11 protein-coding genes and 1 tRNA gene are annotated in these 15,883 nt (G+C 57.4%); 3 read left to right on the forward strand and 9 right to left on the reverse strand.

Annotated elements, in window-relative coordinates; genetic code table 11:
- Positions 1-105: 105 nt before the first annotated feature.
- The 4 genes from FNL56_RS09750 to FNL56_RS28810 form a co-directional block, all read right to left on the reverse strand.
- A complete protein-coding gene (locus FNL56_RS09750; protein ID WP_143581970.1) occupies positions 106-1,752 on the reverse strand; it encodes a sensor histidine kinase in 1,647 nt (548 codons plus the stop codon).
- A 193-nt stretch (positions 1,753-1,945) separates the two neighbouring features.
- The gene (gene istB, locus FNL56_RS09755; protein WP_143577608.1) at positions 1,946-2,755 is read right to left on the reverse strand and encodes an IS21-like element helper ATPase IstB; all 810 of its coding nucleotides are present in this window, start codon (positions 2,753-2,755) and stop codon (positions 1,946-1,948) included.
- Positions 2,752-4,260: an IS21 family transposase gene (istA, locus tag FNL56_RS09760; RefSeq protein ID WP_143581971.1), complete on the reverse strand. Its 1,509-nt coding sequence runs from the start codon at positions 4,258-4,260 to the stop codon at positions 2,752-2,754. The genes istB and istA overlap by 4 nt, the downstream gene beginning before the upstream one ends.
- A gap of 458 nt (positions 4,261-4,718) precedes the next feature.
- Positions 4,719-4,991: a CHAT domain-containing protein gene (locus FNL56_RS28810; RefSeq protein ID WP_143577780.1), complete on the reverse strand. Its 273-nt coding sequence runs from the start codon at positions 4,989-4,991 to the stop codon at positions 4,719-4,721.
- A 423-nt stretch (positions 4,992-5,414) separates the two neighbouring features.
- Between FNL56_RS28810 and FNL56_RS09770 the strand changes: the two genes are divergently transcribed.
- Together FNL56_RS09770 and FNL56_RS09775 are read left to right on the forward strand one after the other, a co-directional pair.
- Positions 5,415-6,050: a recombinase family protein gene (locus FNL56_RS09770; RefSeq protein ID WP_143578857.1), complete on the forward strand. Its 636-nt coding sequence runs from the start codon at positions 5,415-5,417 to the stop codon at positions 6,048-6,050.
- 120 nt (positions 6,051-6,170) lie between these two features.
- Positions 6,171-6,995 (forward strand): IS5 family transposase, encoded by an 825-nt coding sequence (locus FNL56_RS09775; RefSeq protein WP_143577461.1) that lies wholly within the window; start codon positions 6,171-6,173, stop codon positions 6,993-6,995.
- A 3,660-nt stretch (positions 6,996-10,655) separates the two neighbouring features.
- Here FNL56_RS09775 and FNL56_RS09780 read toward each other — a convergent pair.
- From FNL56_RS09780 to FNL56_RS09800, 5 genes are all read right to left on the reverse strand, one after another.
- Positions 10,656-11,003, reverse strand: coding sequence for a hypothetical protein (locus tag FNL56_RS09780; RefSeq protein ID WP_143577782.1), 348 nt, complete (start codon positions 11,001-11,003; stop codon positions 10,656-10,658).
- A gap of 49 nt (positions 11,004-11,052) precedes the next feature.
- A complete protein-coding gene (locus FNL56_RS09785) occupies positions 11,053-13,371 on the reverse strand; it encodes an MHYT domain-containing protein (protein WP_143578859.1) in 2,319 nt (772 codons plus the stop codon).
- A gap of 239 nt (positions 13,372-13,610) precedes the next feature.
- Positions 13,611-14,114 (reverse strand): hypothetical protein, encoded by a 504-nt coding sequence (locus tag FNL56_RS09790; RefSeq protein ID WP_143581972.1) that lies wholly within the window; start codon positions 14,112-14,114, stop codon positions 13,611-13,613.
- 54 nt (positions 14,115-14,168) lie between these two features.
- Positions 14,169-15,284, reverse strand: coding sequence for a hypothetical protein (locus FNL56_RS09795; RefSeq protein ID WP_143581973.1), 1,116 nt, complete (start codon positions 15,282-15,284; stop codon positions 14,169-14,171).
- 152 nt (positions 15,285-15,436) lie between these two features.
- Positions 15,437-15,512, reverse strand: a tRNA-Ile gene (locus FNL56_RS09800).
- A gap of 126 nt (positions 15,513-15,638) precedes the next feature.
- On the opposite strand from FNL56_RS09800, the gene FNL56_RS28355 reads away from it, so the two are divergent.
- Complete coding sequence (locus tag FNL56_RS28355; RefSeq protein WP_143572529.1) at positions 15,639-15,848, forward strand: DUF1328 domain-containing protein; 210 nt, start codon at positions 15,639-15,641, stop codon at positions 15,846-15,848.
- Positions 15,849-15,883 lie beyond the last annotated feature (35 nt).

Below are 15,883 nucleotides of genomic sequence, written 5' to 3' on the forward strand. Positions count from 1 at the left end.
ACGAGCGCCGAAGGCGCTCCTAGACGCGCGAGAGACACCATGTGTTCCTAGAAAGATTAGCGTGCCATTGTTCAACAGTCAGATTAAACGCGCTAAGCGCCAACACTATCGGCATAGATAATCGATTGATTTAGGTTCGGTAGGGATAGTCATAGAAAAATTGAGGCCGGTTTCAAGAAAGTTGATCTTCACTTCGGCGGATAAACCAGCGGCTAACTGCATGATAAGTTTCGTGCCGAAATTGCCTTTTTCCGGAATTCGAACGGTTGGACCTTGTTCTTCGATCCAGTCGAGCTTGGTTGTATTTGGTCCATCCGACATCCAAGAAATTGTCAAGCGGCCTTTGTCCACAGACAATGCACCATATTTTGCGGCGTTGGTGGCGAGTTCATGGATGATCATACCGAGCGATACGGCTTCCTTCGATGCTAGTTCAACAACACCGCCAATCATAACGATACGACTTGAGTCCGTGTTCTGAAAAATGTTCACTTCATTCAATAGAATTTCTCGCAACTCGATTGTATCCCAGCTTTTTTCCGTCAAGAGGTCGTGGGTTCGGGCGAGTGAAACGATACGGCTAGAAAAACTCGCGCTGTAGTCAGAGACATTTTTGGCGGTTTTTTTTGCCATCAGTGCAACGGCCTGAACGATGGCCAGCGTATTTTTTACGCGGTGGTTCAATTCGTTGACGAGAATGATATGATGTTCTTCACGATTGATGATCGCATTGCTGGCGCGCTCGAATGCAGCAAGCGTGATGTCAACTTCGCGAAGGCCAGTTCGTTTGAAGATCAATCGGTCCTTGCGCAACAGGGCCTCCGAGCCATTCTCAAGTGCTTTCATGGGTCTGACGATTGTGCGACTTGCAAGCGACGCAAGTATCACGCTGAGCAAAAGCATCGCGCACGAAGTTAAACCTAAAAGCCACATTGATTGTTGAAATGGCGCTTCCAGTGTCGCGACACTTGCTCCGATACTGATTGTCCATCCGCTATCGGATAAGTTTGTAAATGCAGAATGAAGGGGTTGCCCCTCTTGTGAGATGTTTTGGACATATCCCTCCGCGCTGTTATTGGATGCTGCCCGCCAACCCGCACTGATCGGTTTGCCTACAAATTGATCGTTTGCAATGCTTCGCGCGACGAAATTGCGATGACGATCACCGATGCCCGCTACCCATCCATCCGGAAGATTCTGGGCGCGGAGAATTTTCGCAAAGACATTGGCATCGAGACCGATGACGACATCAAAAGAAGTGCCTTTTGCGGAGACAATCGGGACAAAGATGCCAATAGCAGGCCGCTTAGCGACCGGCCCAATGATGGCATCCCCCACTTGTTCCAGACCTGTTTTCATCGCTCGCTTGTGAGCGTCGAGCGGTTCTACTTTCGGCAGGATGTCCTCATAGCCTCGCAGGGTATTCAATAGCTGTTGGCCGTCCTCATCAGCTACGACGGCCCATGCATCCGGAAGTTTCGACAATGCCTGAAGGGCTACAGTACGAAACCGATAAAAATCCTTAGAATCCAAAAGCTCTGATGCGCCCAGACTGAAACCGATTGCTGCGTACTTTTTTATCTCAGCGTCCACGGCGGCGGCCAGCGCGCGAGTTGTAGCCACTAATGTTTGTTTTTGGTCTTCGATTTGAACTGCGGCCAATCGGTAAAATATCGCGACACTTGTCCCGATCAGAGGGACTGCAATAATCAAGATGGTGAGCAGAAGCCGGGTCCGAATTGAAGACAGCATCAAAAGTTCCCCGACCACATATATCGCAACGCTCTTGAAATAGTTTGGCGACACTGTAGCGCGTCAATCTGGATGGGAAGCGCGACAATCAGGATGGCAATTTAGCGGTCGCGGCGTGGGGATGATTGTCGCGGCCTGACGATAACGCAAGTGATAATTGCGTGTCGTGGAGTTGATTGTCGTGGAGCGACAATCAGGATGACGCTTTGATTGTCGCGCGCGTTGGCGGCCTTCCGGCTCCGCGGGCTTTGTCGACAGCCTCTTTTCGGCGGTAACTGTCGACATTCATTTCGAGGATCGTGGCGTGGTGGACGAGGCGGTCGATCGCCGCCAGCGTCATGGCTTGGTCCGGGAAGATTTTGCCCCATTCACCGAATGGCTGATTGGCGGTGATGAGCATTGAGCGGCGTTCGTAGCGGGCGCTGATCAGTTCGAACAGAACGCTGGTCTCGGCTTGATCTTTGGTCACATAGGCAAGATCGTCGAGGATCAGCAGGTGATATTTGTCGAGCTTGGCGATCGCCGCTTCGAGCGTGAGGTCGCGGCGCGCGATCTGGAGTTTTTGCACGAGATCGGTAGTTCTGGTGAACAACACGCGCCAACCGTTTTCGATCAGGGACATGCCGAGCGCCGCTGCCAGATGCGATTTGCCGCCGCCAGGGGGACCAAAACACAACAGATTGGCGCCCTTGTCGAGCCAGGCGTCACCGGCGGCGAGAGCCTGCACCTGCGCCTTTGAGATCATCGGCACGGCATCGAAGTCGAATGCAGCGAGGGTCTTGCCCGGCGGCAGGCGGGCTTCATCCAGATGACGTTCGAAGCGACGACGGTTTCGCTCCACCATCTCCTGTTCAGCCAGGGCCGCCAGGAAGCGGGCGGCGGGCCAGCCTTCCTTATCGGCGGTTTCCGCCAGGGCGGCCCAGATCAGCTTGATGCCGGGCAGACGCAGTTCGCTGAGCAGCAATTCGACACGGGCGGCGTCGATCTTGACGGTCGCGTTCATGCGGCTTCTCCCACAGCCGCGGCAATCTGGTCGTAGATAGCGAGCGAGGGCAGCGTGACGACGACGACCGGTAGTGCCATGCCCTTCGGTCGGAAGCGTTCGATCAGCGCCTTGAGATCCGGCAGGATGCCGTCGTCGAGCGTGGCTTGCAGCACGGCACCGAGTTCCGCTTCGCAGGCCCGTTCATGTGCGAGCGCCAGAAGCCCGACCATGGCACGGCAGGCTGGTCTTTCGCCAATGCCGGCGAGCAAGGCGTCGAACGCACGGGCGTAGACGCGGCGGGGGAACAACTGGTCGCGATAGACCAGATTGAGCAGCGCCATCGGTTTGCGGCGCAGCGAATGGATGACATGGCGATAGTCGATGACGTGGCCGTGTTTGCCGTTGGGCTGGGTTCGCCCGCGCCGCAGGGTGACGATGTGGGTGGCGCCCTGGAAGCATTCGAGCCGGTCGTCATAGAGACGCACCCGCAGCCGGTGACCGATCAGGCGGGAGGGGACTGAGTAAAACACCTTACGCAACGTGAAGGCGCTTGATGTTGTGACGTCGACGTTGACCTCCTCATAGTCGGCGGTCTTGCGGACCGGCAGTTTCTTTAGCGCCGTCCGCTCCTGATCGATGCGCTTGGCATTGCGCGCGTTGCCGCGGCCAACGATCTCGTCGACAAAACCCCGCCAGGCCGCAAGATCGTCGAAGTCGCGTGAGGCACGCAGCAGCAGGGCGTCTGCCAACGCTCTCTTGAGATGGCCATGCGCACTTTCGATCGAGCCGTTCTCGTGCGACACGCCGGGATTGTTGCGGGTCGGCGTCATGCCGTAATGACTGCAGAACGCCTCGTAGCGCGTCGTCAAATCCTCCTTGGCTTCAGCGCCGAGATTGCGGAACGCGGCTGACAGGCTGTCGCTGCGGTGCTGCTCGGGGACGCCGCCCAGCGACCACAGCGCGTTCTGCAAGCCTTCCGCCAGCGCGACAAAACTTTCGCCACCGAGTACGACATGGGCGTGTTCGAAGCCGGAGAAAGGCAGCCGGAAGTGATAGAGCCGGCAGTCCAGCAACTGGCCCGCAATGGTGACGCCGAGATCGGCGACCTCGGTGAAGTCCGACAACCCCATGCGACCCGGCGGATGTTCCTGACGGAAGATCACCTCCCGATCCGGCCCGTTCACCGCCCGCCATGCCCGAATGCGCCGCTCGAGCGTCCGCCGCGTTCCAGAACCCAGTTCCGGATGCCGCCGGCATAGTTCCTCGAACACGGCGATCGGCCGCAATCCGGGGGCGGCCCTCAGTATCGGCAGAACTTCGTTCTCCCAAACGTCGATGAACGGATCGGCTCGACGGCGTGCGCGGCGCGCCTTCTTCTGGGTCGGAAGTCGGGGATCCTTCTCGTATCGGTAGGCGGCGGAGGTGCTGAAACCAGCCTTTGCAGCGGCGACGGCTGGCGAATGGTTGCGACGCAAGCTCATGAAAAGCCTCATTTGTTGATCGGTGACATGCCGGCCGGCCAAAGCACTGGTCCTCTCGAAGGAGAAGCCGATGCTTTACCAGCCGCCGTTACCGCCAATGAGGCCCCTTCGGGCCGACACGCCGCTGCTGGGGTGCCTCCGGTCGGGCTACGCCCTCCCTTCGTCACCCCAGCAGCGGCGCATTCTCATCCTGATTGTCGCGGGATTCTCATCCTGATTGTCGCGCTACACGACACCATCTTTTATAATTACTTCGTCCATAATTCAACAATTACGGGACGCCGACCGAACGTGTCATACCCATAGCTTGCTTGTGTCATGAGTCCGTGTCGGTCGAGAAGAAACAGCCGTACACAGGCAAAGCCTCGGGCGAGAATGCGGCCATTGCTTCGCAATGTCGGATCACCGCGTTAGAAGCTAAATGAGTGTTGGATCGTCGCCTGCCATCCTTACGGCTGTTAGACCTTCTTCGTATGACTGCTCTATCGATCTGCCCGCCGCTAGCGCAACGTAGAAGCCGGTGGAGAAATGTACGGCAGCGCCATCATTGATGGATTGATCCATACCGATAGTGAGGGGCAAGATCGCTGCGACCAAGTTGCAGAATTGCAAGCATTCAACACAACGCACTTTATCGTTTTTTGCTTATTCAGAAGCTCAGCGACTGCTTCTAACGGTACATCGATGGCTGCCTCGTTCTCGTCCTCGAAGACCAGCACGTCTGCATTTGCGTGGCCAGAAAAATGGACAATCTCGTATTGCTCGCGCAGCAACTGTCATCGCTGATTCTTGAGGCGTAGCAGCGGGCAATGTTTCATACATTATGCTGCTGCCTCGGGGGTCATTCCGTATAGCGTCCTTGATAGCTGGCGATTCGCCATTGACCCGCAGTTGTTTCTCGTCCCGAGGGCTACACAGCACGTACAAGACCCGTACCGCGTCCAGTATCTCGGTGAGATCATGCATGATGTCGCCAGACGACCTAATCTGTAGGCAACGCAGGCTTTGATCGCGCCTTCGCGGATACGGATTCATTTGCCTGTGGTCTCGGCACCCTCTCCGGTCAAAGCAGCCCGCTCAAACTGGTCTAGTTTCAGCACAATTCCATTGAACCAGCACCAGCCCATCAAAAATTATCTATTGAACCATTCAAAATATACCGGTATGATGTGAACCATCCTAACTGGACCGCAAGAATGTTTGTACGAGCGTATTTGAGAGCGTCTTCCAAACTTCAAGATGCGACGCGTGCGCGCGAGCAGCTTAAGAGCTTCGCGGCGGAGCACGGTCTAAAGATCGCGGCGTGGTACGTGGAAAACGAAAGTGGAGCCAAGCTCGCTCGGCCAGAGTTGTTTCGACTTATTGAAGACGCCGAACAAAACGATCTGGCGTTGGTCGAAAATGTGGACCGAATTTCACGTCTTACCGCAGCCGATTGGGAGAGCCTAAAGGTCCAACTTTCGCGAAAACGCATTCGCGTTGTCGCGCTCGATCTTCCAACTTCTTGGATGATGGCTTCCGCAAAGACGGACGAGTTCACCGGACGCATGTTCGACGCCATTAACAGCATGATGCTGGACATGCTGGCGGCAATTGCCCGCAAGGATTATGAGGACCGGAGGCGTCGCGTGGCGCAGGGCCAGGAGGCGGCGAAAAAAGCCGGTCGTTACCTAGGGCGGGTCGAGAATGTAGCGCGGAACGAGGGGATCGCCTCCATGCTGCGCTCTGGCGCATCGTGGTCGAAGGTCCAGGGCGCGTTCGAATGCAGCCGAGCCACTGTGGCCAAGATCGCCAAGCGAATCGCCCTGGTAGAGACGACTGCCAACACTTAAAGGCGCGCATATCCGCCCAGTAGTGATCATTTGCGTCTTAGAGGCTGACTGAAAAAGAAGCTGAGTGATTTCAGCCAGTTGTGATTCCTTCGGATTTGCGAAGATTCGAGGGAGAGCACGATGGTCTGGACTGAAATCACCCGCCGACACTATAGGCGGGCGAGCTTGCGATATGAAAGCGATACGACGGATGCCGAGTGGTTTGTGATGGAGCCGCTTCTGCCGCCTGCTTCGGCGCTCGGTCGCCCGCGTGCGACAGATATGCGAACGGTGATGGATGCGATCCTGTATATTGCGTCGACCGGCTGCCAATGGCGGCAGTTGCCCAAGGATTTCCCGCCCTACTCGACGGTGCAGGGCTATTTCTACGCGTGGTCGCGCGGCGGACTGTTTGCGTCGCTGAACTACACGCTCGTGATGGCCTCGCGCGAGGCGGCTGGCCGAGAGGCGAGCCCAACGGCCGGAGTGATTGACAGCCAGTCGGTGAAAACCACGGAAAGCGGCGGCCCCCGGGGCTATGATGCAGGTAAGAAAATCAAGGGCCGCAAGCGCCACATCGTCACCGACACGCAAGGAAACTTGGTCGGGCTGGTCGTGCACGAAGCCAGCATTCAGGACCGTGATGGTGCCCCGTGCGTTCTTGCTTCGATACGTTATCGCTATCCGTGGCTGCGCCATATTTTTGCCGATGGTGGCTATGCCGGAGATAAGCTGCGTCAAGCTTTGAAGCGCATCGGCAATTGGACGATAGAAATCATAAAACGATCCGACAGGGAGCAGGGCTTCGAAATCCTACCGCGCCGATGGGTCGTCGAACGAACGTTCGGATGGCTCGGTCGCTGCCGCAGATTGGCAAAGGACTTCGAGACCACAATCGCCAGCGCCGTTGCCTGGGCGTTCGTCGCTCACATTCGCGTCCTTATAAGACGGCTTGCAAAAGCCTGAAATCAAACGAATTCATTATGAGTCAGACTCTTAGATTGGTGATGATACTTACACCTCTCCACGTTCCAGTTTTTACGCAGTTTGCTTTAGCTGCACCGCACATCTTCGAGCAGTATTGCGGAGATGAATTGTAGGTGTATTTTCCATTGGTACAGTTTCCCTGGCAGGCCAAGGCTATGTCGGAACACGATCTATCGCCTCCTTCATACTGAGGGCAAGAAGGACCGGGCTGACAAGCGAAGTCAGTCTGCGCCAATGCTGGCGTGCACGCTAAGGATAGGACGAAAACGATCACAGCACGCAAAATTATCTCCTGATATGATCTATAGGATCAGTCTATCCAATCTCTGATCGCTTGCGCTTATTGTTTCGGTATGCGACTTCCCAGTGGGAAACGTAACTGAGGATTTCCCGGCGAACAAGTGTGCGTCGGCAGATGGCCCCGAACCGCTCGCTTCGGAATTTCTTGACCGATGCTGATCGACCGACGCGTCGGAGTTGAGTTTGAGGAATTGTATGAGAACGGGTACCCTGGCCGGGATAAACGACTACGCAAACCGGAGTGACAAAAGATGAGACTACACACATTGATCATAGGCGCGAGCCTATTGGCGTCTTCGTCGGCTTGGGCGGAATGTCAGCAGTCTCCAATGAACTGGAGGTATCAGAACGAGACCGAGCAGGTCATTCTTTCAGGTACTCGCGCCGGGACGTGCAGGCTCCAATGGACCACGTTTGGCTCAGGGACGGTTGAGAAAGTCTCACTCGTCGCTCGGCCGCAGAAAGGCTCGGCTCAGACTTCGACATCCGGTGTCGTTTATAGTCCGGGGCGCAACTTTGATAGCCAGGACAGCTTTTCAGTGCGAGTTTGCGGCAACAATCGAGCAGGCGGCGGCTGTTCGACGTTAAACGTCTCGGTGGAGCTTAGGTGACGAGTAAGTGGCACTTGCTCAAGGTCGGCTTACCCGGCAGCCTTGCGGAAATGGCGGGTACGGATTTCCAGGAAACACAAGAGTGCGCCAACAGCTTGCCCCGAACTGCTCGCACGGGAGTTTAGCGACCGACAAATCCAGCCTAACTAGCTCGTTTGTGCAGTTCTGCACCGCGCCAGCACAGGTGCCCGCTTGGCAGAACGGAAGGTTATTACCTTGTGCCTGGGCCAATGCTTGGGTTGTGAGTTGTCCTACGCACAACGCCGAGAATGCGGCTAAGAAGACGGATCGTGACAGTCTCATCGTCTACTCTCGCCTTACTCCAGTAACAGTAATATCTCTACCCTTCCACACGCCGGTCGATACGCACACTGCGCGATATCTTGCACACTCAGCTTCACAAGTTTCGCGACCGTTCGGGATCGGGCAGTTCGATGTCAAGCAGACGCTTACTCGTCCAGAGCATGTTTCAGATGAAAGCGCCTTCCGCGTCCCCCAAATCTGCGCCTGAGCGTGGGCGCAGACTGGCAGAACCAAAGCTTGTCCCGCGATCATAAGGGCGAGCAATACTGCTCTCTTCACGTGCGTACTCACTTTCTCAATTCAATTCACCTCGGCCGCAACAACGACAGTTGTGCAGCCAAGGGGTGTGCGAACTCACACCGCAGACTTTCACAGAGAATCCGTCATTACCGGGAATGACCTTTTAGTTTGTTATTCTCGACGCATGTTCACGATTATGTCTTTTCCGCGCCACGTTCCGGTGCGGATGCACTGATCCCTGTAGCCGCCACATAGTTTTCCGCAATATTGAGGAGATGAATTCGATGTGTACCTGCCCAAGGTGCAGTTTCCCTGGCATTCCAGTGCGATCTGTGAGCAAGACCGACCACGACTCTCGAATTGTGCACAAGAATTTGCCCCCGGCGCGCAATAATAATCTTGCTGTGCGACTGCGCTACTTGCAGCCAACGAAGCAGCAAACGCAACAACGACGCGCATTCCGTTCATTCTCGGGCAAAACCGAAGTAAGTATTGTGTCTTCCAGTTCTTAAAGCTCATTCCGATCCCCGCTTACCGATCAAGCCGATTAGTAGACTAGTGTCCCGCGATCATAAGGGCGAGCAATACTGCTCTCTTCACGTGCGTACTCACTTTCTCAATTCAATTCACTTCGGCCGCAACAACGACAGTTGTGCAGCCAGGGCCTCGCGAACTCACACCGCAGACTTTCACAGAAAATCTGTCATTACCGCGCGTGCTGGGAGAGTAGCTTATGCCAGAGCCACTGGCATAAACCTTTCCTCGCTTTGACTGAGAAACAACGGTTGCGCTCGTCGTGTGGGCTACAGGACCATACATCTGGAATGGGAAGCTGCATTCGGTGCCCACACCTACGCTAGCGCGAATATTGGTGGATTCCCCGTTGAACCATACGTCAAAGTTGCTATGCGAGCCTGCGACAGCAGGCGAACATATGAAAAACGAGGCAAGCGCGAGTGCCCACAGACGAATTTGCATAGCGCCCCCCGGTGCTGCGAATGCCGTGCCGCTACTCTCCCGTGGGGACATCTCTAAGTCAAGTTCCCTGATGATCGTCGCAGCGCACGTCCATGAGCGCGCACGCTAGGCTGAGACACTGCGGTTCTGTTCCGCTCTGATCACCGTGGGCGCTCGCGTCTATGGCCCCGTCACTCGGCAACCTTGCGGAAATGAGGAGTACGGGTTTCCGGGAAACACAAGAGTGCGCCGACAGCTTGCCCCGAAGCGCTCGCACGGAAGTTTTCCGACCGACAAGTTCAACGTAGCTCGGGCGTTAGTGCAGTTTTGCACCGCGCCAGCACAGGTGCTAGCTCGGCAAAACGGAAGGTTACTAACTTGCGCCTGGGCCGATCCCTCGGTTGCGAGTTGTCCGATGCAGAACGCCGAGAATGCGGCAAGGAATACAGATCGCGGCAGTCTCATGGGGCGGTTCCTGTTTGAGATAAGAACCTTAGCCACTCGGCTTCGAGGCGCAAGCCGTCTCTGGAAGCCCTCCCCAAGGGATTATCACTCTGATGGAGCAGCACCTAAACACGAGCTTCCACCCCTGCTGACAGCGCTTCCTCAGACATAGCCTCGATTAAGACTGCATGCACGACCTTATGCCGGATAAATCATGATGTGACCTGCTCGTCCTCAAACCGCTGCTGCTCAACATCCTGCGACACCTGCCGCTGGCGCTACTCGGGCCGGATCGCCCGTAGCACTATCCCTCATGGTCGCCGCTTCTTTACGGTTGAAATCGCACTCGGACAAATTGGCTTCCGATCATGGGCGTCCAGCGCCCGGAATGTCATTGAGTACCGCCGCTCGCAGTCCCGGTGGTGGGCTGATGTGAGCTTGACCATCTGGCTACAACAGGATCAGCGGGCGCGGGGCATTGTTGCGCTCGGCTCGATCCAAGAAACAGAATTTCTCAAATCCTTTGAACGCTGGCCGACGACGTTGGGGCCGGTCGCTCCTGAGAATGTTCGTGCGGAGGTGTACCGCTCTTTGCATCCGGCCAGGATCGCCATCGTTCCAAACGGACGCCGGTACCAATCGATCAGTTTCAGCGTTGGACCTCGGAGATTAAACGCTGCAAGTCCGGCCACGGATCGCGAGCCCAGAAACGTGCCAGTAGAGGTCGCCCCTTTGCCTTGCATCTTTTAACAGGCGAATCTCAGCAGATTTCGACCCCACTGGCCTAGCGATGAGGCCAAAGCACCTTCTCGAAGCTCTCCCGATCCTGATCCGAGCCAAACAGGACGGCAGCGATCTCAACAACTTTGAATTCACAACCACATGATCCGATCCACGCCGCTACATCGGGTGAGCGCTCAACGTACATAAAGAAGAGATCGTTGATTTTTGTGGGCCAACGCTTAGCGTCAAACCTGCACATCAAAAATACCGCGCTGCTCAAATCCTCCAAGAGGTAGCCCTGAAAGCGGCTGGGCTCAATGTAGGTTAGGATAGGGTTCAGACTGATCTGCTCGGCTACCTCAAGGGCTTCGGCGGTAGTTATCGGGTAAAGACAGAAGGAAGTTTGCATCCAGTATTTAGGATGCAACATATTTTTGAGATCAGACTCGGACGTGAGATCACGCTTTTGGAGAGCGGAACGGCAACACTGTGCTCGCGTGGTCTTTCTCAGACATGGTAAGGCTGATCGCTTCCTGAAGCGCCTGCTGCGTGAACGGCTTCACAAGCGTCCCCCCTCTCGCCCCTGAAATGTCGTCTAGCTGAGAATAGCCAGTTGCCAGCACGACCCGAATGCTTGGCCACCTCTCCCGAATCGCGTTCACGAGTTCAAGGCCCGTCATTCCCGGCATGACGTGATCCGTCAGGACGAGATCGATCCCGCTCTCACTTTGCAGCATGCGAAGAGCGTCCGCGCCCGATGGTACTTCGGAGACGCGATGCCCTAAGTCCTCCAGCATCGCCCCAACGTTTTGCAGCACAAGCGGGTCATCGTCTACGACGAGGACCGAAAGGGCACGACCCCGAATGGCTGGGGGACGTATTTCCAATAAAGGTCGAAACGCGTCTTGGCTTGCCTCTGCAACGGGCAACCAAATCTCAGCCGTGGTGCCGACGCCCTCTTTGCTATGGAGGATTAGCCGCCCACCTGATTGCTCCGCTAGACCGTGGATCATCGAGAGACCGAGCCCAGTTCCCTTTCCAACGCCTTTGGTGGTGAAGAATGGCTCCATGGCCTTGGCGACGGTTCTGGCGTCCATCCCCTCGCCTGTATCGGTGACCGAAAGACAAACGTACCGCCGCGCTGCTTCAAGCCCACTCACGTCGGACTCATCAGCGGCCTCGCGTCCGGAAATAGTGATCGTGCCACCTTCCGGCATCGCATCTCGCGCATTCACGGCGAGATTCAACAGCGCGAGTTCAAGCTGGTTTGCGTCAATCAGCGCTCGTGCCAGACCCAAGGGGAAGTGCGTCTCGATTTGAATCGTAGGTCCAATTGTTCGTTGTAACATGTCTGTCATCCCGTGAACAAGATCAGGCACATCGACTGGCGTAGGCTTGAGGTCTTGGCGACGCGCAAAGGCCAGCATTCGCTGGGTCAGGCTCGCACCTCGCTGAGCAGCCTGCACCGCGTTGTCTAGGAGGCGAAGAAGCTTTGGATCATCGGGCATGCGTTTTCGCAGTAGTTCTAAACTACCGAGCGCCGCCATGAGTAGGTTGTTGAAGTCATGCGCGACCCCACCCGTCAATTGGCCCACAGCCTCCATCTTCTGGGCTTGAAGAAGCGCCATCTGTGCCTGCTGCAATGCATCCTGAGACGCTTTGCGCTCAGTGATGTCACGCGTCACTTTGGCATACCCGATCAGGTTACCTTGATCGTCCTTGACGGGATCGATTACGACGCTGGCCCAGAACTGGGTGCCGTCCTTGCGAACGCGCCAGCCCTCGGCCTCAAATTTGCCCTCGCGAGCAGCCGTCTCCAGCGCACGGGCAGGGACCTTATTGGCTATTTCCTCGGGGGTGTAGAACTGTGAGAAGTGCGCGCCGACAATTTCATCCGCGCTGTAGCCTTTGATCCGCTCTGCTCCCGCGTTCCAGTTAGCAACGCGCCCTTCCGTGTCGAGCATGAAGATCGCGTAGTCGGTGACGCTCTTTAGCAGCAGCCTGAAGCGCTCCTCACTCTGTCGAAGCGCCCCGGCCTCCCGCTCTGCCAGCCCGGCAAAACGACGGTCGAACATGGCAGCGACGAGCGCAAAAAACAGGATCAAGAATGTTGTTGCGGCCACAGCCACGGCCAGACGGGTCTGGCCTATGCTCGCCATCTCGTGTCCGCCGTCCGTGTGCCCGTGAACGGTAAAGACGGCCCCCTGCATTGCGGCGTAGTGCATTCCCGAGACGGCAAGACCCATAGCGACGGACGCTGCCGCCTTTGTACCGACGTTGGCACGTCGGAAGGCTAGGAACAGCGCGACCGTGGACGCGCCAATGGCGATTAGGGCTGAGATAACCACCCACAGTTTGTCGTAGCGAAGATCGGCTGGCATCCGCATTGCCGACATGCCGATGTAGTGCATCGCTACGATGCCAAGGCCCATAAAGAGACCGCTAAGAGCAAGCGCGACGGTTCCGGTGTCTTGCCGGTTGACCACATAGAAAGCGGCACCGGTGACGAGAATCGGTGCCACAAGGGAGACGGCGGTCAGACCGAGGTCGTAGTTCACTTCCATTCCCGGCATGCTGAAAGCGAGCATGGCGACGAAATGCATCGACCAGATGCCACCTCCCATGGCCACAGCAGCGGTGGCGAGCCACGCATGGCAGGACCAGCCGGAGCAGGCGCGAATACGCCCGGCGAGATCGAGGGCTGTGTAGGAAGCAGCAGCCGCGATCAGGACGGAGAGTGCAACGAGCGTGCTGTCGTGGGTACCGGGGATGCCCATTTACTAAGTCAATCTGTATTCGAAGTCCGAACGTAGGCTAGAAAGGCGGGTACCCGCATCTTAAATTCTCGCCTTCCGGGTGATCGCCACGTAACCGATGTAGAACCCAATACAGAACACCCCGATCTGCATCAAGAATTTCGATAACATTCGAGTCGCGGCGACCCTTGCCCCAAACACAAGCCGAGCGACCGAGAGGATGACCGCAGGCGTGCTCCCGCTCTTGCATCGGTACGAGATCACCCCCACAGACGTCGCATTCGGAACAGGTGATCAAACGCTGCTTCCTTCCGCTTAAACATCGTTTCAGCCGCAGGCTTCTCGTTCTCCGGCTTGGTGTCGGGGTGGTGAGCTTTCCGGAAGGCAGTACGGGCTGCCCTGACGAGGAAGTCGGGTGCTGATTGATGCAGCCCAACAGCCGCGTGATCAGGATCGGCGGCGGCTTTCGCCCACATGCTTTTAAGGTCCACCAAATCTGCTGGCCGGACCCCTGCGCGCTCAGCCAACGTGGTCGCGGTAGCGTTCAAGATGGCAAATTCGCGGCCCATCGCGCCCATGATCTGCTCGAACTCGTCTGCCCGTTCCCTTTGCTTGTTCAAAGCAGCGCTCAGCCGAGCGATAGCCGAGGCAGCGATTTTCGCTTCAGCTTCGCTTTCGCGACTGACTCGCTCAAGCTCCTGCTCGGCTACAATGCATCGGCGCTCGGCCTCCCTGAGCCGTTCTACAAGGCTCTGCTGAGGCATGGAGAGGGCGGATAGCTGAGCCGGACTAGGGAAGCCGGGGCGTCGGGAAAACGCTCACGCGGCCTCCTGAATGGCTTGGAGCCGGTTCCGGGCTCGTCTTGGGGGCGGCCAACCGCTTACAAGATCGAAAGTGCCAAAGAACTCAGCCAGCGGCTCCAGGTGGGCTTCTGGGACCGCTGCCGCAAGCGAGACGACGCCAGCGGCTTCCAGCTTGCCGCGCATCTCATCCGCAACGTTCTGATCCGGGCGATCATTGCCCGGTCCCCACATGTCAAACAGCACCCATCGGCCGTCAGAGGTACGGCGCAGTTCAGCGACAGCACCCGGCGAGGCAGTCGAGACAACGTAACAGTCTCGGCCGGTCGCCACGTGAAGTACCCGTTCGCGAAGACAGTTTCGTAGCTGCATCGACGCCGCTCGAAGGTCGGCCACGCCGAGTACGGTGAGGTCGGGATCGCTCAGAGCCGGTGGTGCCGCGAGCGGCCGGTCAAGCCTCCGGAGCCAGGATGCCGCCCAGGTTGACAGTCCAATAACCTGGGGCAACACGGCAACCGACCGCCGCAGTTCCGCAGTCGTGGCGGTCGAGACGGTCGCTCGGATCAGGCGGACCGCCGCGTTCGCCTGCTCAGCGCCGTCCAGGTCAGTCACACGCTCAAATACCCGCTGATGGAGGAGCGCCGAATCGAGAGCGAGAGCGATCTCCAGCCGCTCCTCTGTTAGCTTGCCTGGAAACTGCCGGATGAGGTCGGCTCGCTCGCGTTCCTCAGGCTCAGCGAAAAGGCGGAAGAGGTCCCGATAAAGCCCGAGCCGACTGAAAGGGTCGGGTCCAACCCGCTTCAGCGTCCCGAGCAAGGCATCAGGAACGCTGTTGTAGATTGCCCTGAGGACTTGAGCAGGCTTCAGCAGAACCAACGAGCGGGCCGATTGGGCGAGCGGATCGCGGCCCTGGACGCCAGAGGCCGCTCCGAGAGCCCCTGCGAGGGTCCGAGCGTTTTGCTCAATCTCTGCTAAGGCTGAAAAGACGCACTGCCGCTTCAAATCGGATGCCGTCAGCACATGACCAAAAAAGTGAGGTGAGGCCGTATCGAAGTCACAGAGCGCCCGGAGAGGCCATCCGGAGACGGGCCGAGGCTGAAGGGCGGTGAAATGGTTGGGTGCAGTGTCATCCATTGCGCCGATTCTCTCACGAAACCCGGATTTGGCAAGCGTTTGGCAGGCGGGCTGAGATCAAGAGGCGAACAGATCAGCATCGAAAGTGTGGCGGTAACTGAGGCGGCTCGGTCTGACCGCTACACTTATGAGACAGAAACGCCTGAAATCATTGGTGGGCCCGGCAGGACTCGAACCTGCAACCAGACCGTTATGAGCGGTCGGCTCTAACCATTGAGCTACAGGCCCCGCCGGGCGCGTGCGCTGCGGTGCCTGATCCCCATACAGGTCCGGCTGCGATCCGGCAATCGTTCCCCGGCGGGAACTTTGCGCCGGGCCTCACGTTGCACTGCCGAACCAACTGGGGAATGCACCATGCTGCGCTGGGCCATCATCTGTCTCGTGATCTCGTTGCTGGCCGGCGGCCTTGGCCTGACCGGCATTTCCGGCTTCGCCAAGCGGCTGTCGATGATCTTCTTCGGCCTGTTTTTCCTGGGCTTCCTGCTGTTTCTGGCGGCGACCTATCTGGTCGTGGGCGCCGCGACGTCGTCGCTGGTGCCGGCGCTGGTCGCGATCAGCGTCTGACGCCTTTGGGCGGCGCGGCAGCCCTGCCGCGCCGC

This window comes from Tardiphaga sp. vice304 (genome assembly GCF_007018905.1).
Lineage (GTDB): Bacteria > Pseudomonadota > Alphaproteobacteria > Rhizobiales > Xanthobacteraceae > Tardiphaga.